The following is an 18,797-nucleotide window of genomic DNA, read 5'->3' on the forward strand; positions in this document are numbered from 1 at the left end:
CGTCCTCGTTGTGGCGCCGCTCCTCGGACGGGCTTTCGCCGCTTGCGGACCCGCTTTCGGGAGGCTGCTCCCCACCCGGTTTGCTCTCCTCCGCGGGCGCGGCTTCGCTCGCCGGCGCGCTTCCCTCTCCGGAAGCTCCCCCGACGATATCCTCCGCGTATGTAAAGACCGGGATCGTACTCATCAGCATCAGCACCGCCAAAAGCAGCGCCGTATGCTTTCTCCAACCCATTCTCTTTTCCCATCCCTGCGACTTCATTCCTGATTCCCTCCATGCCTTAACGATTCCATATTTTAAACAGACGTTTGATTCTCAGGTCCCAAATCCAGCGCGCTCTCCAAAAGGTAGCTGAGCTCCAGCACGCTTCGGAACTTCCGTTCCTCCTTCGCCTCCAGCCAGCGGACCGTTCCCTGCCAGCTGCTGTTCTGCCGTGCGTACACATGCACCGAGAAGGTCGCGCAGCTGCCCCAGCCTTCCTGCATCACCCGTTCGTTCCATGGTTGTTCCAGCCGGGGAAGCAGGTCCTCTTTCATCTGATGGTAGCGCCTGATTCCATTCTTTCCAAAGGATCTGAGCGCGGTGTCCCGCTGGGGAAATGCCAAATGATCCAGCAGGGCGTCCAGTTTCATGACCAGGTCGTGGAACCCGGTAAACGGAATCTTTTCCGTAAAGCAACCGTTATGCAATTCACCCTGAACGATTCTCAGGGGAACGGCCTCCGTAAGGCTTCCGCCGCCCGAACGGCGGCGAACCACACACTCTAAAATCGTATTGACGTTAACGATCGTCACCGGGATGTTGCCGGAATACTGTCTGATCGCGGCTTTCATCCGCCCGCCCTCCGTTCGTTACCGCTTATAAGTCCCAAAAATGTCACAAAAGGTACACTTTTTGTGACCCAATTAGTCAAGAAATTTTAAGATTTTATGAACAATTTCTATTGTAATATGGATCTTTATGTGCTATACTTTTAACAGTATTTTCCTATATATACTAATATTATTCAGAACTAATAATATTTTACTGGGAATTCTACCTATTTCATATCGTGTACTTTTTGAGAATTTTTCCAACCGCCCCCGTAAAGAACAAAATGTCCAAATGCGCTTTGTAATTTATTTTTCATTTTCCAATTTGGAATCTTTAAAATTTGTGACCAAAAGGCCGCGTAAAAACCCAAAAGGTTTTCACGCGGCCTTTTTTGCGGGATTCCGCCCTTAATCACGTACCCGTTTCCCTGAAATTCGTATGAAATCCAATGGGATTTAATCCCTGAACAGGATATCCCCGAGGCCCGCGAAACCGTCCGCGGGCGGTATCCGCGGACCCGCCTCCGGTCACAGCGCCGCCGCAGGCCGCCGGGAACGAGTGAAAAAACACGCGCAAAACCGAATCCGGAGAGCAAAGTGGACAGCCGCAAAACAATTAGTCCCTTTTGGGGGTTTTTACTTTTTCCGGAGGAGCCCGAACGCGGTAAAAAACGAATGGAATCCATCGAAAGCCATCCGGCATTTTTGACCGGGCGGAGACCGGAACGGCATCCCCGCTCCCTGAATAAAATGGAGAGAGAACATTGGGATTTTTCCCTGAAAAGGATGAACGCATATGACAACCGAACGTTCAAACGAATACCACTGTCCCGGCTGCGGCCGGCCCTCCTGCTGCGGGCCCACGGGGCCCACGGGGCCAGCCGGACCCACGGGACCAAGGGGAAATACCGGACCCGCCGGGCCTGTGGGGCAGCCGGGCATGCAGGGACCCACGGGTCCGATGGGGCCCATGGGGCTTCCCGGCTTGACAGGGCCCACCGGGAACACGGGAGTGGCCGGCCCGCAGGGGAACACCGGGGCGACCGGACCGTCGGGACCCGCCGGCGCCACCGGACCAGCTGGCCCGCAGGGACCCGTCGGCGCGCAGGGGCCCATCGGCGCACAGGGTGTCACGGGACCTGCGGGTATAACCGGACCGGCAGGTCCGCAGGGACCCACCGGAAACACGGGCGCGGCGGGGCCTGCGGGCGGTACCGGCCCCACGGGGCCCACGGGCGCGACAGGCGCTTCTGTGACAGGTACAACCGGCCCCACCGGGCCTACCGGTGTCACAGGAGCTACCGGCGCGACGGGCGCCACAGGCGGCACCGGCCCCACGGGCGCGGCAGGCGCTTCTGTGACAGGTCCGGCCGGACCCACCGGAGCCACGGGGCCGACGGGACCGACCGGCGCGACGGGGCCCACTGGTGCGACGGGGCCGACCGGGCCGGTCATCGGCGCGGCGGCTTCCCTTTCGAGTCACGACGCCCAGACCTTCAACGGGCCCAACTACGGTCTGGTCACCTTCGACCAGACGGGCAGCCTGCACAATTTTTCCCTTTCCAACAACCGCCAGAACCTCATCGCCGGGATCGCGGGGCTCTACCTGATCGAATACGGCGTGCGCGCGACGACGGGTACGCCGGGGTACTGCACCGTCTCCTTTACGCCCGGCGGGTACGACGTGGCCGGGCGGGTCCCGCTCACGGCGAACACGATGGTGAGCGGCTCGATCATCAGCCGGCTGGGCGCGCAGACATGGGTGGGCCTGCACGTCGCGGCCGCCGACAACAACACCCCCGTATCCCTCCCCGCTACGCCCGATTACCGCAACGCTTACCTGACGATCACACGCATCGGCCCCTACCCCGACGCCTGACCGCCGCAACCGGGGCCGCGGGAACCCCCGCGGCCCCGGGTCCCGGCAGCGGGAGCGGGCCGGTATGGAGTGTTTTCACATTGCCAGCGCCCGCTATGCATGATAAAATGAAAACGGTGATTTTCAAGGAACGGGGAGGATGTCATGCAGCTGCGGGGAAAACGATTGCTTTTGGTGGGGTTCACCCTTTTTTCAATGTTCTTCGGGGCGGGGAACCTGATCTTCCCGCCCTTTCTCGGCGCGCAGGCCGGGACAAGCACCTGGCCCGCCATGGCCGGGTTCGCGCTCAGCGCCATCGGCTTCCCCATCCTCGGGGTGGTCGCCGTGGCGCGGTCGGGCGGGCTCTCCCGGCTGGCCGGACGGGTGCATCCGCGCTTTGCTGCCGTCTATACGATGCTCATCTATCTTTCCATCGGGCCCTGCCTCGCCATTCCCCGCACCGCCAGCACCTCCTTTGAAATGGCCGTCTCCCCCTTCCTCCAGCCGGACGCACCGTTCGGACCCCTTCAGCTCGGCTACTCCGCCCTCTTCTTCGGCGTGGCGCTCCTGCTCGCCCTCAAGCCGGAAAAGCTCACCGACCGGTTGGGCAAGGTCCTCTGTCCCACCCTGCTGCTGCTCATCCTCGTCATCTTTCTGGGCTGCGCCCTGCGGCCCCCGGGCGGGTACGGCGCGGTGACGGACGCGTACGCGTCCAACCCTGCGGTGCAGGGGTTTCTTGTCGGCTACCAGACGATGGACACGATCGCCGCGCTCAACTTCGGCATCGTCATCGCCCTCAACATCCGCGCGGGCGGCGTTACGGACGACGGCGCCGTCGTGCGCGGCACCGTCCGTGCCGGCTGGCTCGCCGGCGCCGTCCTGCTGGCCGTCTACGCCATGCTCGCCCATATCGGCGCCCTTTCGGGGAGCGCGTTCCCCGGCAGCCAAAACGGTGCGGAGGCCCTCACCCGGCTCGTCTCCGCCCTCTTCGGGCCCTTTGGGAGCGTTTTGCTCGCCGCCGTCTTCGTCATCGCTTGCCTCAACACCTGCATCGGCCTCATCAGCTGCTGCAGCGAGTACTTCCATGAGCTGTTCCCGCGCGTCTCCTACCGCTGGTGGGCACTCTTCTTCGCGCTCGTGAGCATGGCGATCGCCAACCTCGGTCTCAACCAGATCCTCGCCGTCTCGGTTCCCGTGCTCGGCGCGATCTATCCGGTGGCGATCGTGCTCATCCTGCTCTCCTTTTTCCACCGCTGGATCGCTCCGCTCGGGAAGATCTATCCCGTCGCCATCCTCTTCACCGCGACCGCCAGCGTGCTCTACGCGCTCGCGGACGCCCATCTCTCCATCCCCCTCCTCACCCCCGCGATGAAGGGCATCCCCCTTGCGGGACTTGGACTCGGCTGGGTGCCGCCCGCCGCCGCGGGCATCCTGCTCGGGGCGCTGCTCTCGCTCGCACCGGGGAAAAAGAGCAAAAAAGGGACCGCATGACGCGGTCCCCGCGCGGCCGACGTGAAACGGAAAAGGCTCCCGGGCGACTGAATTCAGTCGCCCGGGAGCCTTTTTTGGCAGGGGCGGTCAGTTTAGATCTCCTATCCCATGGGGAAGGCTAATATCAAGGATCATCCTGAAAGCTTTCACTCCTTATTTCCAATAAATCCTCTAAAGGAATCTGGTTTCCATCCGTCAGAGTAAGTCTGCCCTCCCGGGAATCGATCCTCTTGAGTTTTCCCGTGGCAGTATGGTATTGACCACCGGCTTTTTTCTTGTCCGGTGAAAACCATGTGACGGTGATCTCCGGTTGTTCATCTATCCGCTCCAGCAGGAGCTGCAGCGTCTGGTCCAGCTGTTCTTTGGCGTCCTCATCCAGCTCGATCCTTCGGTCGGTGACACGGGCGGTTTCCTCGATGGCGGCCCCGTGGCCGGTGAGGGCGGCAAAGGGGGAAAACTGTGCCGCCCGGTCTGCAATGGGCATCCGAGGGTGCCTTTTCGAGGTGGGATGGGGCAGATGGAGAATATCGTCATAGGGGCCCGTCATGCCTGGTGCCCTCCAATCTTTTCATTCTGGTCCTTTGCGGTGGCGCCTTCTTCCAGGTTCATTCCCTTGAGGATGGCGTTTTTTCCATACCGCTTTTTCACCCCCAGCATCGCCTCCTGGAGCTTGCGCTCCTTCGCGTGGGCGGCGGCCTTTTCTTCGGCCTGCTTCTGCTGGGCAGCATAGTCGGTGAACAAATCCAGCTGTTCCGGTGCTTCTTTTTCCCGTGCGGAGATTTCGTCCAGCAGGCGGTTGGCGCTGATGGTCAGCCGCCGGATCAGCAGGCCGGGGTCCGCCACCCGGTCATACAGGCCGGAAACGGCCTCCAGCAGGTCGCTGGCGGAGGAGGTGTAGCCCTCCAGGTTTGCCGTGCCGTGGCCATGTTTGGGGATCTTGCGCCCATAAGGGTCGGTGGTCACCGGCCCGGCATAGGCCCTCCGGCGTTCCGGGTCATTGAGGTTCTCAATATCATATCCCACTGTGAGGGTTAGCTGGTTGGTGACCAGCCCCTTATCCACCAGATCCAGTGCCAAGGCGTCCGCCATCTCCCGCACCACCAGCCGGGCCTTTTCAAATCCATAGGGACATTGCAACACCTGGCCGGATACGATGCTCTTGTTCTCCGGCTTGTAGGACTTCACATCCGCGATGGTGCAGGGCTCCCAACCCCAGGCGTGGTCGATGAGTAACTCTGCGTTGACCCCGAAGAGACGGTAAAGGAGTTCCTCGTTGTGGACTTCGTCCGATCTTCCGATAGAGCACCGGGCGATGTCCCCCATGGTGTAAAGGCCGTGAGCCTCCAGTTTGGCGGCGTAGCCCCTGCCCACCCGCCAGAAGTCAGTGAGGGGGCGGTGGGTCCACAGCTTCTGCCGGTAGCTCATTTCGTCAAGTTCAGCGATTCGTACCCCATATTCATCGGCGGGCACATGCTTGGCTTCGATATCCATGGCGATTTTGGCCAGGTAGAGATTTGGCCCAATCCCAGCCGCGGCAGTGATGCCGGTGGTTTTCAGAATGTCCAGGATGATGGCCCGGGCATATTCCCGTCCGGTCATTCGGAAGGTCTGAAGGTAGCTGGTGGCGTCGATAAACACCTCGTCAATGGAATAGACATGGATGTCCTCCGGAGCAGCATACTTAAGGTACACCTCGTAGATCCGGGTGCTCCATTCAATATAATGGGCCATCCGGGGCGGAGCTACAATGTAGTCCAGGGCTAGGGAAGGATTTTCCCGCACCTCCGGGTCGTTCCAGGAGGAACCGGTGAACGCCCGGCCAGGAGCCTGCCGCTTCCGCTGGGCGTTGACCTCTCCGACCCGCTGCACCACCTCGAAGAGCCGCGCCCGCCCGGAGATGCCGTAAGCTTTCAGGGAGGGGGTCACCGCCAGGCAGATGGTTTTTTCGGTGCGGCGCTGGTCCGCCACCACCAGGTTGGTGGTCAGAGGGTCCAGCCCTCGTTCGATGCACTCCACCGAGGCGTAAAAGCTCTTGAGGTCGCAGCAGATGTAGCACTTCTCCTTCTCTTTCACGCTCGGTTCCCTCCTTTCCCGGCCAGCAGTTTCACTGCCTTTAGTATACCACAAAGGCTGGGAATCATCGAGGGCGGCTTCACTCAAATGGGCGGATTCCGCCAACCTTTCTTTCAGAGTAGTCTTCGTCCACCCAAACCGCAGGGCAGCGTTCAGATACCAGGCCCGTTCCTCTAAGGTCAGATCCGCTTCCAGGATCAGCACATTGCGGGTCCAGCCAATCCGCATCGCCAGTTTCAGCAGGTCGGGATGGTTCCCATAGGTCTGATAAAAGGCCCGCATCCGGCGCAGGTTCCTGGGAGAAAAGCCGGAAAACTCCGGGTGGGTTTCCCGAAGGTAATCGGCGGCAGCCACCGCCGCGCCCTTTTCTGGCCGCAGGGCAACAGCCTTCCCGATGGCGGCATACTGATCCATCTGGTTTTTATTCCGGCACAAGGCTGTTTCCAACTGAGCATACAAATCGGTATAGTCCACCGGTTTACGGATATTCATGGCTTTCCTCCTTTCTGAATGCTATGTAAGACGCAAAAAGGGCGGCAAACCGCCCTTCGACTTGTTGGATTTCCCGTTATCCTCCCACTTTTTCCCGGATCTCCATCCCACCCTTTAAGCAGACTAAGATCTCGTGGGCCGAGAGGACCTTCACCGTTTCCACCGTCTGCCGGACCAGGGATTCATCCCACTCGGTGATCTCCGCAGGAGTACCAGCGAGCAGCGATTCCGCTTCCTGGAGCTTTCCGGTGATCGCCAGGTCCGCTTGCTGGACCTCCAGCAGCTGGACGCGCCTCGTCTGGAGGGTGGTCATCTGTTCGTTGATGGCCATGAACTCCTCCTGATAGGACAGAAAGTCCCCGCCGCAGTTCTGCACTTCCTCGAGGAGGGCCTGGAACCGGCTCTGCAGTTCCTCCAGGGATCGGTCGATCTCGGTCAGGGTCTGGAAGTCGTCCGTTTTGGGGGCCATCTCCTGGCGGATGGCGTTTCCAATGCGCTCTATGAGCACCTCTTTGGGTCCCATCACCGAATTGAGGGCCCTTAGGATCGCCTGCTGGAGCGGCCCTTCCTCCATCGTGGGGGAGTCCTTACAGTATTTGCTGCCATAGTCCAGCCGGCTGCTGCACCGCCAGACGATCTTTTTCCCACCCTTGCGGGTCCAGGTACAGCGGCGGTAGAGGGTGCCGCACTCTCCGCAGACCAGCCGGTCGCTGAGGGCATACCGGGAGGTGTAGCTGGAGAGCCCGGTGGCCGCCGCCCGCTTGTTAGGGGACCGGCGGGAACTGCGCCGGGCAAATTCCGCCTGGGCCGCCTGGTAGGTTTCCCGTCTGACGATCCCCTCGTGGTGGTCCTGGATGAGGTACATGGGAAGCTGCCCCACATTTTTGATGACCTTCCGGCTGATGCAGTCGCTGATGAAGGTCTTTTGCAGCAGCACATCCCCGCAGTACTTCTCGCTCTTTAAGATATTCTCAATGGTGGAGAGGGACCATTCCTTGCCCTTTCTGGGGACGATTTCCTCCGCATCCAGCCAGCCCTTGATTTGCCGGATGCTCTGTCCCTGCAGGAAGCCTTTGTAGATCCGTCGGACCACTTCCGCTTCTTCGGGGATGACGTATGGATTTCCTTCTTCGTCCTTCCCATAGCCGTAGAGGTTTTTGTACTGAACCGTCGCCCGGCCTTCCCGCATGGCCTGGCGGATACCCCAGCGCACATTGTGGCTGATGGATTCGCTCTCCGCCTGGGCAAAGGCTCCCATCATGGTGATGAGCATTTCGCTCTCCGAGTCCATGGTATTGATGTTCTCCTTTTCGAAGATCACCGCGATGCCCAATTCTTTTAAAACCCGGATGTAGTTGAGGCAGTCCACCGTGTTGCGGGCGAAGCGGGAGATGGATTTTACCAGGATCAGGTCTATTTTCCTCTGCCGACAAAGACGGATCATCCGGAGAAACTCCGGGCGCTTGGCGGCGGAGGTGCCGGTAATCCCCTCATCCGCAAAAATACCGGCCATCGTCCAATCGGGATTCCCCATGATCTTGTCGGTGTAGTAGGTCTTTTGGGCCTCGTAGCTGGTGAGCTGTTCCTCGTCATCGGTGGATACCCGGCAGTAGGCGGCAACGCGGAGCTGCCGTTTTACTGCCCTTCCTTTTACCTCCGGGTTTGCCGGGATTATGGTGATTTTCGGTACGGTTTCGGTCATGATTGTGGCTCCTTTCCAAGGATCTGTCCGTTTTTCAACTTCACTGCTATGGCTCCGGTCGGACCAAGCAGGATTTTAGCCGTGATTTGCCGGATCAAGGTGGGAGTAAGATCCGTTTGACATTTCCTCTCCAGCAGGCGGCGGATGCGGGCACTCTCATACCGCTCCGGCCCGATATCTGTTAACTGTGCAGCAGCCAGGGCAAGGGCGGCTTGGTAGGCCGGTTGTTCGGCCTCGTTGACTGAGGTCATGGCTTGCTCCAGGCGGAGTTCCAGATCACGATGCTCCCGGGGCCGGTATGGAGGCGCCTGGATCTTCTCCGGGTGCCGGGTATAGGGCGTCAGCAGGCGCTGGAGATCCGCCAGCAGCTCCGTCCCTGTTTTTTTGACCGGAGGGCCGCCGCACTGCGGGCAGGTCCAGTTGTCCCGCTGATTTCTGGCCATCGGAGTGCCGCAATGGGCACATACCACCAGATCCCGCAGCAGACGCAGTTCCTTGGCGTTCTCTGGCGATCCTCCTGTTTTCGGGCGCCTGGTTTGAACGGCCTGATAAAGTCCTGTCTCAATCATCGGAGGGAAATCGTCCATCCCGGTGTACCGCTCATCCTGGAGGATACGGGCTACCATGTTCTTGTTCCAGGGCTGGCCGTCTTCCCGATAGGACACCGGTTGGCTGCCAAGGAACCCTGCGATCCGATTGTAGGAAGCGCCCTCCTGATAGGAGCGGAAGATCTTCTGAACTACCTCGGCCTCTGATGCCTTGATACACACCTTGCCCATTCGCAGTTCATAGCCGAAGGGCAGCTTCCGGTTTTTCATCAGCGCACCGTCCTTTCTATGGTTTCCCGCAGTTCCAGACCGTTTTTCAGTCGGAAACAGAGGGTGGTGTTGCTCTCTACGATGATCCGCTCCACCAGGTCCAAAAAGATGGCCTCATCAAACTCGGGGAGGAATTCCGGCATAGAGGCCAGCGCCTCTATCAGTTTCCTGGTCTGCTCCAAGGTCTGGTCCTGGTCCGCCGACAGGAGGCGTTCCTTCTGCGCCTGGGCTTCCCGGAGTTTTCGGGCGATCTCGTTTGTTTGGGACAGAAAAAAATCAGAATTCACAAGGCCGTGCTTCTGCATCTCGGCCAGTATGTGATTCTGATCCATCAGGTTTCCTATTTGCTTGTTGAGTTCCACAATGTCCACCCGCCAGAGGTATTTCTGTTCCCGGATCTTCCGGCAGTTAGCGGCAAGCTGTTCCAGGACGGGGATGCCATCCATCCGAAGGCGGTGGTAGATCCGTAAGAAGGCGGATTGGATCTCCTGCTCGGGGATCTGAACGATGGGGCAGGTTTGAGAATCACTTGTGTGCCCCGTACATTCCCAGTAGGTGACCCCTCGGCAGAGCCTTCTGTGAAAACCGCTGCCGCAATGCCCACAGGTCATTTTCTGGTGAAAGACCGTCGGGTGATATCCGCGGGAAAGACGGCTCTCCCGTCGGGCATGGATCAATGCCTGGACCTGTTCAAAGAGTTCCCGTTCCACAATAGGCGGGTGTGTATCCCGCACATAGTATTTTTCCCGCTCCCCGTGATTCCTGACACTTTTGGGCGGGAAGGATCGGAGCGTATAAGTCTTTTGCCAGCAGGAATCCCCAATATACCGCTCGTTGGAGAGGATGTAGGCGACCGAGCGGATGCACCACTTCTGTGTTTTTCCCAGCTTATTGGGGACATTCTCCCGGTTTAACCTTGCGGCAATTTCGGCCAGGTTCCCGCCGGACAGATATTCGTGGAAAATTCCTCGAACGATCTCTGCCTCCCGGGGTTCTATGACCCAGGCTTTCCCTTCTCTCCGGTAACCATAGGGAAGGGTGGGGGAGCAGTAGGTCCCATTCGCCATCCTGCGCTGATTGCCCCACTGGGTGTTTTGAGAGATGCTTTCGCTCTCCTTCTGGGAGATGGCAGCGAAGATGGCTGTGAGGAGTTCCCCGCTCATCTGGGCCGTGTCAATGTTCTGTTCCTCAAAGCAGACGCCTACCCCGAGGCCCTTCAGCAACCGGATGGTTTCCAGACAATCGGTGGTGTTGCGGGCAAAACGGGAGATGGATTTGCAGAGCACCTTGTCGATGAGGCCGCGCTTGCAATCGGCAATGAGCCGCTGAAACTCAGTGCGCTTCTCGGCAGAGGTGCCGGTGATTCCTTCGTCGGCATAGAGGTCGACGAAGGTCCACTCCTCCCTGGAGGTGATGTAGGTGGTGTAATACCGCACCTGAGCCATGAAGGAGTTCAGCTGGTCGGTGGAATCGGAACTGACCCGGGCATAAGCTGCTACCCGCAGTTTCTTCGGACGGAGCTCCTTGTCCGCCTCGATGACGATGACCCGGGGCTGCTTTTTGGCCAGGCTGCCCTCCACCATCGGCTTTTCTCCCATCGCTCTCACCTCCTATCAGCAATACAACATACCACAACCTTTCTTCAATAGCTATGCCAACCCGAGTGGGAAACCCAACAAAGATTTCGCCTCAAATCCGGCGAGGATCGGGCATTTTACGCCGCTTGTTTCGATGCGGAAAGGCGGAGATCCGCTTCCAGTTCCGCCTCCAGCCGGGCCGCAACCCGCTTCAGTTCCTTTTCGGTAAAGCCGTGGTCCTCCAGGGCTTTCAAAAGCCGGAGCATCCCATAGTAATCGATGATTCCTCTTGCGTCCATTCCGGTTCCTCCTCTCTCTGTGGAGAAAGGGCAAAGCTGATACGCAATGCCCGATCCACCTGTTCCTGTTTCTCTGGGGAAAGCATCCCCACCCGTTCCAGCAACCGGGATTTGTCTATCGTCCGTACCTGCTCCGCCAGCACAATGGAGGGCCGCCGGAGGCCGCTGTCTGTGCCCACAGGCACATGAGTGGGTAAATGCACTTTGCTGCCCTTGGCAGTCATCGCGGCTACGATCACGGTGGGGCTGAACCAGTTGCCCACCTCATTTTGCAAAATCAGCACCGGGCGGATGCCGCCCTGCTCGGACCCGACCACCGGATTGAGGTCTGCGTAGTAAATCTCTCCCCGGTGGACTGTCCTCTCCGACCGATCCATGGCTTTCCTCCTTCCTGTCCGGGTATGTATCAGGCCGGCCTTCGGGTGTGATTCCGTATTGGAAAAGAGGACCGGCCTGGTTTTTCTTGATTGCAGCGCCTGGTATTCTTCCCGTCCCCCAAGCAGCGGGCAGCGGCTGAACTGTGCCTGGCGGCACACTCCGGGACTTTCACCCCTCCGAGGATCTCTCCGAGCTGCCCCCATTGGTTGAGTCTGTGGCTGGGCAGGGGTACCATTGTAGGCGGATCGGGTCATGGCGAAACAGCTTGCCAGTGCTGCTTTGGGATGGATGGGGACCGCTCGCCGTCTTGTTGGCCGTCTTTGATGCAGGTACTTCCTGCACAGGCGGGTCTTGGCGCATCCGACCCATCGCTTGCCCCCTCTCGGGGCCGGTCCGCTGATGTTATTCAGTCGCTGGGTATTCGGTTTTCAAAGTTCAGGCAGGGCCTCTAAAAAGCCCCTCACTATTAAGCCGAGTTCAGAAGGGGGTTGTACGAAACTTTTTTCAGTTTTCCAACAATTTTCTCAATTTTTTCAAAGCCTGCTCCTTGCGGTAGTGAATGGTCATGGTCGGTAAACCGAGTGTTTGAGCGGCTTGCCGGATGGTTTTCCCCTCATAGAAAAGCATTTGGATCAGCCTGAGATCTGCTTCAGACAGACTAATCAACGCTTCCCGGAGCGCCTCCCGCATCACATGGGTGACCGCAGCTGTTTCCACGGCGGGAGCATCCAAGTCAGGGATCATTTCCTCACCCAGGGTTTCCTCGGTGTCCAGATCGCTGTACCGGACGGTGCCGTTGCGGGTATCCTTTTCCTCCAGGGTCCGCAGATGGCGTTCGAAGCCGTAGTACGCCTGATAGACTTCACGGGTCACCTGTATGCGGGTCCTCTCAACAGGAATGGTGTAGATTTTCGTTTCTTTACGGTTAATTTTCTCTTTCATAGTCCCTTTCTCCTGGTTCAGACGGTGGTTGGTTGGTCTGAGCCAGGGGTCAGGGATAGGCCGCTACAGCGGCTTGCCAGCCTCGCAGGTACATCAGAGAGTCCTTTCCCGGCAAGCCGAGCGGGGACTCTCATCTTCCGTGCGAGGCAAATCGGGCAGCAAAAAGCGCCGTGGAAATCAGAAAACAGAAAAATCCTGTTTTCTGACCTCACACGGCGCTTGGTAGTCTTCGGTCCTATGGAACCGGCTCCGCTTGCTCGATTTGAGTAAGAATGTTTTTATTTAATTTTGATATGGTTACCTTCTCCACCTCCGGCGCTGCCGGCGGAAGTACGCCAGGTTCAGCACCGAAATGGTTTTGCATTTTTGGCACTTGGCAGTCATGTGGCCGCTCAGGTCGGAGTAGACGACCCCGATCTTGTAGCCGCAGTTGGGGCAGTAGAGGGTCCGCTCTGTCAGCTGCTCTGCTTCCTTTCGGGAGAGTTCTGCGAAGTATTGCCGCCGCTCCCGTTCACTGGAGGAAAGCATCGTCATCACCACCCAACCCGAGTTCCTTTGAAAGGTATTCCGACAGTGGATGATGGCTGAGGACCCCAAGGTTGTCCAATCGGATCACCAGGGCGGTATAGGAAACGCCCATCGCCTGGGCCATCTCGCTGAGGATCGCTTTCTCCTGGGGACGGAAGACCCGCTCCCCATAGACCGGCAGGCACTTTCCCTCCGTATGCCGTTCCAGTTCCTGCCTGACCAGGAAGCGGGGCATCAGCAGGGAGGCGGCCAGGGTATTGGCCTGCCATTCCGCCATGGAGAGCCGTTCCTTCAACTCCTCGATGGCGTAGACCCGGTCGGTATCATATGGCCTGTGAAAGTGGGCCATCTGTCCTGCGCCCATCCGGTTTGTCAGCACATGGCCCGCTTCATGGGCCAGGGTAAAGCGGCGGCGGTTTTGCTCCTCTTCCCGGAGAAGGTAGCGTTCCAGCACAATGGTATCCCTGGGGAAAACCACCGAAACCGGCTTTCCTTCCCGGTAGACTTTGAGCTTGGAACTCCCGTCTCCGCAGAAGCCGATCTTGTCCAGGTCTTTTTCGGCAAAGGCTTCATAGAAGACCGGGCAGCGCAGAACATCTTTTACAAATCCATCGATATCCACACAGGAGACCCCTTTTTCCTCGTGATATCGCTCCATCAGGCCATCGCAGATCTCATCGGCTTCGGCCCGGGAAAGGAAATTCCTCATACAAACCCTCCTTTTCTCTCACTTTACCTGTTTGATGATGTGCTGGGCAACGCCTTGGATATAGCAGTGGTCCACATAGATGTCCGCCATCTCCCGGTTTTCTGGGTGAAGCCGCACTTGGTGGCGTTCCCGGTCCAGATAGAACCGCTTGAGGGTGGTTTCGTTGTCCACCAGGGCCACGACGATCTCACCCTCTCTGGCGGTGTGCTGCTTCCGCACCACCACCAGGTCGCCGTCCTCGATCCCGGCCTCCACCATGGAATTCCCCTGTGCCCGGAGGATGAAGTGTGCCGAGTCACCAAAAATGACGGTCGGCAGCGGCACATAGCTCTCAAAGTTCTCCTCCGCATACTGGGGTTGGCCGCAGGCGACCGCTCCCAAAATCGGGGAAAGCTCCACCGCTGGGTCCGCTTTGCGGGTCACCGGCGTATCCAGATGCTTTCCGTCGTAGTGGATGCGCCCTTCCAGGTCCAGCTCCTTCAGGTAGGCGTGGACCCGGCTGCGGGAGAGCCCCGCCAGACCGACCAGCTCGGTGATGGTGGGCGCCCGGCGATGGGCCAGGAAGAAGGACTCGATGGCCGAAATGATTTTCTCTTTCATTTCCTCGCTTTTATACCGCATGGCGTTTGCCCTCCAGTCTAAACAGAATTAACCGTTCTGTTTAGCTTCAGTATACCAGAGGCGGATTTGCCGCACAAGAGGAAACCAAGCCAAATAGAAAAGGTGGGCGTTTTAGCGCCCACCTTGCAAGAATTTTCGGTTTATTTGCCTGTTTCCAGGCAGTTTTGCAACATCTGCTGGTACTGCTCCCGGATCGTTTCTGGGGCAGTGATCTGGATATCCCCGCCGAAGGTGAACACCCAGGCATAGAACGTGGGGCTGGCGGAGAGGAAAACCTCTGCTTCAAAGGCGCCGTCTCCCAGGTCCCTGGTCAGCACATCTTCCCCAAAGCGATCGATGACCTGCTTCATCAGGTTACCTGCACAGCGGAGGGTTACCTGACAAGGCTCTCCGTCATACATCTGGAACACCTGGCGGAAGTAGACCTCTACATTGTAATCTGTTGGTGGAGTATGGAATTCCTTCTGCGATAGGTCCGGGCGCAGCATCCGGTCTACCCGGAATTTGGCCACCTTTCCATGGCTTTCCGACCAGCCAACCACATAGTACCGGTCGCTGTCCCAGACCAGGTCATATGGGGAAAGGCAGTAGAATTGGCCGCCATGCTTTGGGACCTTTTCTTTTTGGCTGGTATATTCCAGGTATTGAAACTCTACCGCCTGCCTCTGTCGGATGGCAGTATGGAGAAGGTCAATGGTGTATAGGACTGCCTCGTTGGTGGTTTTGGCTTTTCCTTGGACAAACAGCCGCCGGTGGAGTTCCTCCCGGTCGGAAGGGCCGGCCATTTGGGTCAGCTTTTCCACGATGGCCTCTGTTTTATGCGGGGAGATGAACCGGGCGGCCTGCACCGCGTCGATGATGAGTTTCAGTTCCGCCAGTTCCAGCCCTCTGTCCCCGATGAAGTACTGGTTCTGGCGGCCCCGGTTGCAGATGATGTCCCAGCCAGCCTCCTGGAGATCCCGGATATCCGCCGCCACCGTTTTCCGGTCGGCATGGATGCCCTGGGATTCCAGGTAGGCGAGGATCTCGGTGATGATGGCTGGGCGGGACTCATCTGTGTGATTCCAAAGGTATTGAAAAATGGCCAAGGGGCGGTTTTTATCAGGCAATGGAGATCCCTCCCAGCTGCAGATCATTGGCAGTCTATTCAAAATTACGGTTTCCTGACGCGAATTCTCCCATACAGATATCCAGAACAGGGCGAGCCGGCTGGATCAGGGCGTCCTCATACCGGCACTTCCACTGGATCTCCCGGCTCATCTGGCCGTTCTCCACACCATCTACGGTTTCCCCATCCTGAATAGGGTTGTCATTGGCCAGAATATAGGACGCCACATTGTAGGCATGGTTTACCACCCAGTTGGGGTCCATGCCATGGAAGTGGTACTGGAGGTCAGGCAGAAACAGGGTGCTCATGCCCACCGTGTCGATGAGCATATCCTCCGTACCCTCAATGTTGAAGAATCGGACATTGACGCCAAAGCGGATGAACCGATCCGGGCCCTCAATCTGATGGGAGCGCACATCCTCCGCCAGAAACAGCTTGCCGCAGTTCTGGAAATAGAATGCTTCGCATGAGGGGTACAGCTCCGCCAGAGCCTCCAAGAAGTCGGCGTCCAGGTTGGCCCGCTCCAGCGCCGGAAGCGCCGCAGCCAGCATATCGGTGGCCACCACCTGATACCGGCACTCCCGGAAGATCCGCTCCCGGTCCTCCTGGCAGTCCCACATCTGACTCAACAAAAAGGCATCAAAGCCTTTGCCCTTGAACTTGTCGCACTTCATCACCATCAGCTGTACCGGGCACTTGCCGTCCTGAAATTCCGCTATATGATCCAGAGCGGCAAAGCCGGCCATTTTCTTGTCATAACAGAAACACTCTGCTGATCCGATGTGTTTTTCCATTACAGCAGTCATTTTTTCTTTGTCCGGCATGGGCACCGGCTCTTTGAACAGCAGCTGAATAAGATAGGGACCACCGGGCTGGGGGCCTCTTTTGTCATCCAGGTTCTGCTGGAACACTTGATTGCTCATACTTGTCCCTCACTTCTCCTGATGGCATCTGCGATCTGCCTGCTGGCGACATCCATGTAGAGATACACCCCATCTCGGTCGCAGTGGTATAGGTTGGAATAACTCGTACTCTCATTGGGGCGGATAGGGTTGGGTTCCACCACATCCGTGGCCTCCAACAGGCCAGCCCCTGATTTTGCAGCGGCAGAAAGTGCTTTTTTCAGCACAGCAATCTGTCCATTGCTCCAAATCCCCTCCAGATCTTCAAGCACTTTGGGGTCCTGCTCCATGTCTTTGAGAAGCTGCATAACTTGATCTGGAGACAGATATACACCGGAGCAATAGTTTTCGATGATTCGGTTCTGCATGGGGTTTGGAAAAGAAACAGGAGTCACTTGATCCCACGAGGTGAAGTACCGCTCATATTCCGGCTTTTCTTCCACCAGGAAAGAAAAGGCACTGCCTCTGGTGTAATAGTAATCCCGGAAAAAACCTTGGATCACTGCAATATAGAAGCCATGGCTTTTGTCAAACAGCTCGTCGGATTCTGTTCCAACCCCAACCCGCAGGGTATCCAGATATTTTTCTGCATAGAAATCTTCGATTCCATGCTGTACGGCAAGGGCCAGCACCTTTTCCTCCTGTCCCTGCCGTATCCAGGTTAGGGGAGTAAAATACCATTCCCGCATTTCCTCTGGTGAAATCGGGTGAAAACTTACATCATATCCCATAAAATTCCTCCTCAGTAATCCAGTAAAATGGGCACCTGCTGTTCCTCGGCAAACCGCATGGCCCTCCAGAACATGGAGAAGGCAAACTTGGCCAGGGATTGGGTGTCAAACTGGGTATGCTCCTGAATATCTGCCCTGCTGATTTTCCCATGCGCGGGAATAATGCCGTCTGTCGGATAGCCTTCCGTTTCGCTCCAGCTCAGAATGGTATCCTCATCGGCCTGCCATGCCAGCTGGTTCAGCTTCTCCAGCTCCTTCCGCAGTCCGCCCAGGGTGGCGATCATCGCCTGATTATCGGTGGGCAGAGGCGCCTGAAAGAAGAAGGAATCCGCCAGAGGCAGCCACCAGGTTGCCCCACGCAGCAGGGACCACACCCGCTCCTCGTCCGATGCAAGACGGGCGACCAGAGGATGCTCCCCGAAGTTCCAGTCCTTCTCCACAGTGGGGGGCATCGGCTCATCATATGTATGGCAGGCGGCCACCAGCAGCATAGCACCGAAGGCGTCCCAATCCGGCTTGTCGGTGTAATAGGGCTTCTCATTGTCCTCCGGCCAGGGTGCGTAGGGGGGCTGACCTGGCTGAGAAATAGCTTCCAGGATCTGATCCCGCCAGTTCTCCACTGCCGCCTGGATTTCAGCCGGGGATAGTTCTTCCTCGTTATCAGCAGCTTCTCCATCCGGCGTGATTTTTTGAAAGCCCCATCCATTTTCTTCCGCCCACTGCTGAACAACAGTTTTCCAGTTGTGAGAATAGTACCGGGTCAATGTTCCGGCGTAGATGTCAAGTCCCATAGTGATGCCTCCTTTTGTGCTTGGTCAAAGCCGTTCCAGGGTACAGTCGTGCCCGGAATGGTCCGTATCTAAAATGATTTCCACAATGGTGTCCATAGTCTCTTTCCCGAGATTACGGACGCTTTTTTCATAGGCCAGCCACTGGATGTGGATGGGTTGTCCATACTCATGCCGCCCAAAACCGCCCCGGAGAATATCGTTGAAAGCGTTCAGGTTCCGACCGATCTTCCAGTCCAAACCGGATGTAAACACCCGCTCCACCTCGTCATAAAAACCAGCCATGCTGGAAAAGCGGCGGCCGTCGATGGTGAACTTCTGCCGCTGTGGTTGGTCTGCTGTAAACACCCGGTCGATCTGCTCCAGATTATACTCCAAGATCCAGCCATGAAATTGATGGTAAAGCGGCAAAAGCAGTTCTCTGGAACTGCCCAGCACATCCAGCCCCCGGTCATCGTACAGGTGGTAGAGGAACGGTCCAGGCCCTGTCAGATAGACGCTGGACACAAAGCCGCTCCAGCCTCCGATATCTCCCAGAATGATCTCCTGCAAAAGTTGCTCCGGCTGAAAGGTAATCCCGCTGAGATCCCAGTAAAACTGCACTTGTGCATGGGTATCCCCATCTTCGTCCAGCTCTATGGCCGGAAGTTGCTCATTGGGAACCGGGAGTCCCATTCGCTGCCGGATAACGGTCAGCAGGGACTCGGCAGGTTCTTCATCGGGGTACCCGTCGATTCGCAGAAGGTCCGGCACCGCCGGAAGTGCCCGATAGATCGCGGCGGCCCGATTCAGCGCCCCCTGAACATAGGCGGGGTTGGTTCTCAGTTTCGCCGCACTCCTGTCCAGATAGATTGGTTCCTCCCCGCCGATCTCAAACCGAATGCCTACCGGCGCATGGTAGAACAGAGGGTGTTCCAGTCCAGCCATGCCCAGCTTATGTAAAATGTCTTCAAACCGCTTTGCCAGCATG

Annotated in this window: 21 protein-coding genes and 1 pseudogene; 2 read left to right on the forward strand and 20 right to left on the reverse strand. The window is 57.8% G+C overall.

Features of this window, described 5'->3' with window-relative positions:
- From NE609_RS03675 to NE609_RS03685, 3 genes are all read right to left on the reverse strand, one after another.
- Window positions 1–259 (reverse strand): hypothetical protein (locus tag NE609_RS03675; protein WP_370867129.1); only part of this gene is annotated, 259 nt, incomplete at its 3' end.
- A gap of 35 nt (window positions 260–294) precedes the next feature.
- On the reverse strand, window positions 295–831 hold the full coding sequence (locus NE609_RS03680; RefSeq protein WP_256151765.1) for a hypothetical protein: 537 nt from the start codon (window positions 829–831) through the stop codon (window positions 295–297).
- 206 nt (window positions 832–1,037) lie between these two features.
- Entirely contained in the window at window positions 1,038–1,496 is a 459-nt protein-coding gene (locus tag NE609_RS03685; RefSeq protein ID WP_256151766.1) for a hypothetical protein, read from the reverse strand.
- Window positions 1,497–2,167: 671 nt separating this feature from the next.
- Between NE609_RS03685 and NE609_RS17600 the strand changes: the two genes are divergently transcribed.
- Together NE609_RS17600 and brnQ are read left to right on the forward strand one after the other, a co-directional pair.
- Window positions 2,168–2,689: a hypothetical protein gene (locus NE609_RS17600; RefSeq protein ID WP_305144845.1), complete on the forward strand. Its 522-nt coding sequence runs from the start codon at window positions 2,168–2,170 to the stop codon at window positions 2,687–2,689.
- A gap of 144 nt (window positions 2,690–2,833) precedes the next feature.
- Window positions 2,834–4,159 (forward strand): branched-chain amino acid transport system II carrier protein, encoded by a 1,326-nt coding sequence (gene brnQ, locus NE609_RS03695; protein WP_256151767.1) that lies wholly within the window; start codon window positions 2,834–2,836, stop codon window positions 4,157–4,159.
- Window positions 4,160–4,283: 124 nt separating this feature from the next.
- Here the strand turns inward: brnQ and NE609_RS03700 are convergent, their stop codons facing one another.
- The 17 genes and pseudogenes from NE609_RS03700 to NE609_RS03780 all read right to left on the reverse strand — a co-directional run bounded on the left by NE609_RS03700 (window position 4,284) and on the right by NE609_RS03780 (window position 18,796).
- Complete coding sequence (locus tag NE609_RS03700) at window positions 4,284–4,706, reverse strand: hypothetical protein (protein ID WP_256151768.1); 423 nt, start codon at window positions 4,704–4,706, stop codon at window positions 4,284–4,286.
- A complete protein-coding gene (locus NE609_RS03705; RefSeq protein WP_256151854.1) occupies window positions 4,703–6,232 on the reverse strand; it encodes a DNA methylase in 1,530 nt (509 codons plus the stop codon). Before NE609_RS03705 ends, NE609_RS03700 begins: the two co-directional genes overlap by 4 nt.
- A gap of 102 nt (window positions 6,233–6,334) precedes the next feature.
- Window positions 6,335–6,724 (reverse strand): annotated as a pseudogene (locus NE609_RS03710) (DUF1016 N-terminal domain-containing protein); the annotation flags it as partial.
- A 76-nt stretch (window positions 6,725–6,800) separates the two neighbouring features.
- Entirely contained in the window at window positions 6,801–8,426 is a 1,626-nt protein-coding gene (locus NE609_RS03715) for a recombinase family protein (RefSeq protein ID WP_256151769.1), read from the reverse strand.
- A complete protein-coding gene (locus NE609_RS03720) occupies window positions 8,423–9,244 on the reverse strand; it encodes a recombinase family protein (protein ID WP_256151770.1) in 822 nt (273 codons plus the stop codon). The genes NE609_RS03715 and NE609_RS03720 overlap by 4 nt, the downstream gene beginning before the upstream one ends.
- The gene (locus NE609_RS03725; protein ID WP_256151771.1) at window positions 9,244–10,842 is read right to left on the reverse strand and encodes a recombinase family protein; all 1,599 of its coding nucleotides are present in this window, start codon (window positions 10,840–10,842) and stop codon (window positions 9,244–9,246) included. The genes NE609_RS03720 and NE609_RS03725 overlap by 1 nt, the downstream gene beginning before the upstream one ends.
- Window positions 10,843–10,958: 116 nt before the next feature.
- Window positions 10,959–11,120: a hypothetical protein gene (locus tag NE609_RS03730; RefSeq protein ID WP_256151772.1), complete on the reverse strand. Its 162-nt coding sequence runs from the start codon at window positions 11,118–11,120 to the stop codon at window positions 10,959–10,961.
- Window positions 11,072–11,497 (reverse strand): type II toxin-antitoxin system PemK/MazF family toxin, encoded by a 426-nt coding sequence (locus NE609_RS03735; protein ID WP_256151773.1) that lies wholly within the window; start codon window positions 11,495–11,497, stop codon window positions 11,072–11,074. Before NE609_RS03735 ends, NE609_RS03730 begins: the two co-directional genes overlap by 49 nt.
- Before the next feature lie 505 nt (window positions 11,498–12,002).
- On the reverse strand, window positions 12,003–12,440 hold the full coding sequence (locus NE609_RS03740; RefSeq protein WP_256151774.1) for a sigma factor-like helix-turn-helix DNA-binding protein: 438 nt from the start codon (window positions 12,438–12,440) through the stop codon (window positions 12,003–12,005).
- A 297-nt stretch (window positions 12,441–12,737) separates the two neighbouring features.
- Window positions 12,738–12,974 carry a hypothetical protein gene (locus tag NE609_RS03745; RefSeq protein WP_256151775.1) on the reverse strand — a complete coding sequence of 79 codons (237 nt, stop codon included), beginning with the start codon at window positions 12,972–12,974 and terminating at the stop codon, window positions 12,738–12,740.
- A complete protein-coding gene (locus NE609_RS03750; protein ID WP_256151776.1) occupies window positions 12,952–13,677 on the reverse strand; it encodes an ImmA/IrrE family metallo-endopeptidase in 726 nt (241 codons plus the stop codon). The genes NE609_RS03745 and NE609_RS03750 overlap by 23 nt, the downstream gene beginning before the upstream one ends.
- A gap of 18 nt (window positions 13,678–13,695) precedes the next feature.
- Window positions 13,696–14,298 carry a transcriptional repressor LexA gene (gene lexA / locus NE609_RS03755; protein WP_256151777.1) on the reverse strand — a complete coding sequence of 201 codons (603 nt, stop codon included), beginning with the start codon at window positions 14,296–14,298 and terminating at the stop codon, window positions 13,696–13,698.
- Between the two features lie 140 nt (window positions 14,299–14,438).
- On the reverse strand, window positions 14,439–15,407 hold the full coding sequence (locus NE609_RS03760; protein WP_256151778.1) for a YafY family protein: 969 nt from the start codon (window positions 15,405–15,407) through the stop codon (window positions 14,439–14,441).
- A 34-nt stretch (window positions 15,408–15,441) separates the two neighbouring features.
- On the reverse strand, window positions 15,442–16,329 hold the full coding sequence (locus NE609_RS03765) for a DUF4261 domain-containing protein (protein ID WP_256151779.1): 888 nt from the start codon (window positions 16,327–16,329) through the stop codon (window positions 15,442–15,444).
- Entirely contained in the window at window positions 16,326–17,039 is a 714-nt protein-coding gene (locus NE609_RS03770; RefSeq protein ID WP_256151780.1) for a hypothetical protein, read from the reverse strand. Before NE609_RS03770 ends, NE609_RS03765 begins: the two co-directional genes overlap by 4 nt.
- 11 nt (window positions 17,040–17,050) lie before the next feature.
- Window positions 17,051–17,830 (reverse strand): hypothetical protein, encoded by a 780-nt coding sequence (locus tag NE609_RS03775; protein WP_256151781.1) that lies wholly within the window; start codon window positions 17,828–17,830, stop codon window positions 17,051–17,053.
- Between the two features lie 24 nt (window positions 17,831–17,854).
- Entirely contained in the window at window positions 17,855–18,796 is a 942-nt protein-coding gene (locus NE609_RS03780) for a DUF3885 domain-containing protein (protein WP_256151782.1), read from the reverse strand.
- Window position 18,797: the final 1 nt, after the last annotated feature.

Source organism: Anaerotruncus sp. DFI.9.16, assembly GCF_024461615.1.
Lineage (GTDB): Bacteria > Bacillota > Clostridia > Oscillospirales > Ruminococcaceae > Anaerotruncus > Anaerotruncus massiliensis.

Bases quoted from the DNA above. Each gene is read 5' to 3' on its own strand.
- NE609_RS03680 (WP_256151765.1), bottom strand. From the start codon at position 831: ATGAAAGCCGCGATCAGACAGTATTCCGGCAACATCCCGGTGACGATC.
- NE609_RS03685 (WP_256151766.1), bottom strand. From the start codon at position 1,496: ATGGATTCCATTCGTTTTTTACCGCGTTCGGGCTCCTCCGGAAAAAGT.
- brnQ (WP_256151767.1), top strand. From the start codon at position 2,834: ATGCAGCTGCGGGGAAAACGATTGCTTTTGGTGGGGTTCACCCTTTTT.
- NE609_RS03700 (WP_256151768.1), bottom strand. From the start codon at position 4,706: ATGACGGGCCCCTATGACGATATTCTCCATCTGCCCCATCCCACCTCG.
- NE609_RS03715 (WP_256151769.1), bottom strand. From the start codon at position 8,426: ATGACCGAAACCGTACCGAAAATCACCATAATCCCGGCAAACCCGGAG.
- NE609_RS03720 (WP_256151770.1), bottom strand. From the start codon at position 9,244: ATGAAAAACCGGAAGCTGCCCTTCGGCTATGAACTGCGAATGGGCAAG.
- NE609_RS03725 (WP_256151771.1), bottom strand. From the start codon at position 10,842: ATGGGAGAAAAGCCGATGGTGGAGGGCAGCCTGGCCAAAAAGCAGCCC.
- NE609_RS03730 (WP_256151772.1), bottom strand. From the start codon at position 11,120: ATGGACGCAAGAGGAATCATCGATTACTATGGGATGCTCCGGCTTTTG.
- NE609_RS03735 (WP_256151773.1), bottom strand. From the start codon at position 11,497: ATGGATCGGTCGGAGAGGACAGTCCACCGGGGAGAGATTTACTACGCA.
- NE609_RS03740 (WP_256151774.1), bottom strand. From the start codon at position 12,440: ATGAAAGAGAAAATTAACCGTAAAGAAACGAAAATCTACACCATTCCT.
- NE609_RS03745 (WP_256151775.1), bottom strand. From the start codon at position 12,974: ATGACGATGCTTTCCTCCAGTGAACGGGAGCGGCGGCAATACTTCGCA.
- NE609_RS03750 (WP_256151776.1), bottom strand. From the start codon at position 13,677: ATGAGGAATTTCCTTTCCCGGGCCGAAGCCGATGAGATCTGCGATGGC.
- lexA (WP_256151777.1), bottom strand. From the start codon at position 14,298: ATGCGGTATAAAAGCGAGGAAATGAAAGAGAAAATCATTTCGGCCATC.
- NE609_RS03765 (WP_256151779.1), bottom strand. From the start codon at position 16,329: ATGAGCAATCAAGTGTTCCAGCAGAACCTGGATGACAAAAGAGGCCCC.
- NE609_RS03770 (WP_256151780.1), bottom strand. From the start codon at position 17,039: ATGGGATATGATGTAAGTTTTCACCCGATTTCACCAGAGGAAATGCGG.
- NE609_RS03775 (WP_256151781.1), bottom strand. From the start codon at position 17,830: ATGGGACTTGACATCTACGCCGGAACATTGACCCGGTACTATTCTCAC.
- NE609_RS03780 (WP_256151782.1), bottom strand. From the start codon at position 18,796: ATGCTGGCAAAGCGGTTTGAAGACATTTTACATAAGCTGGGCATGGCT.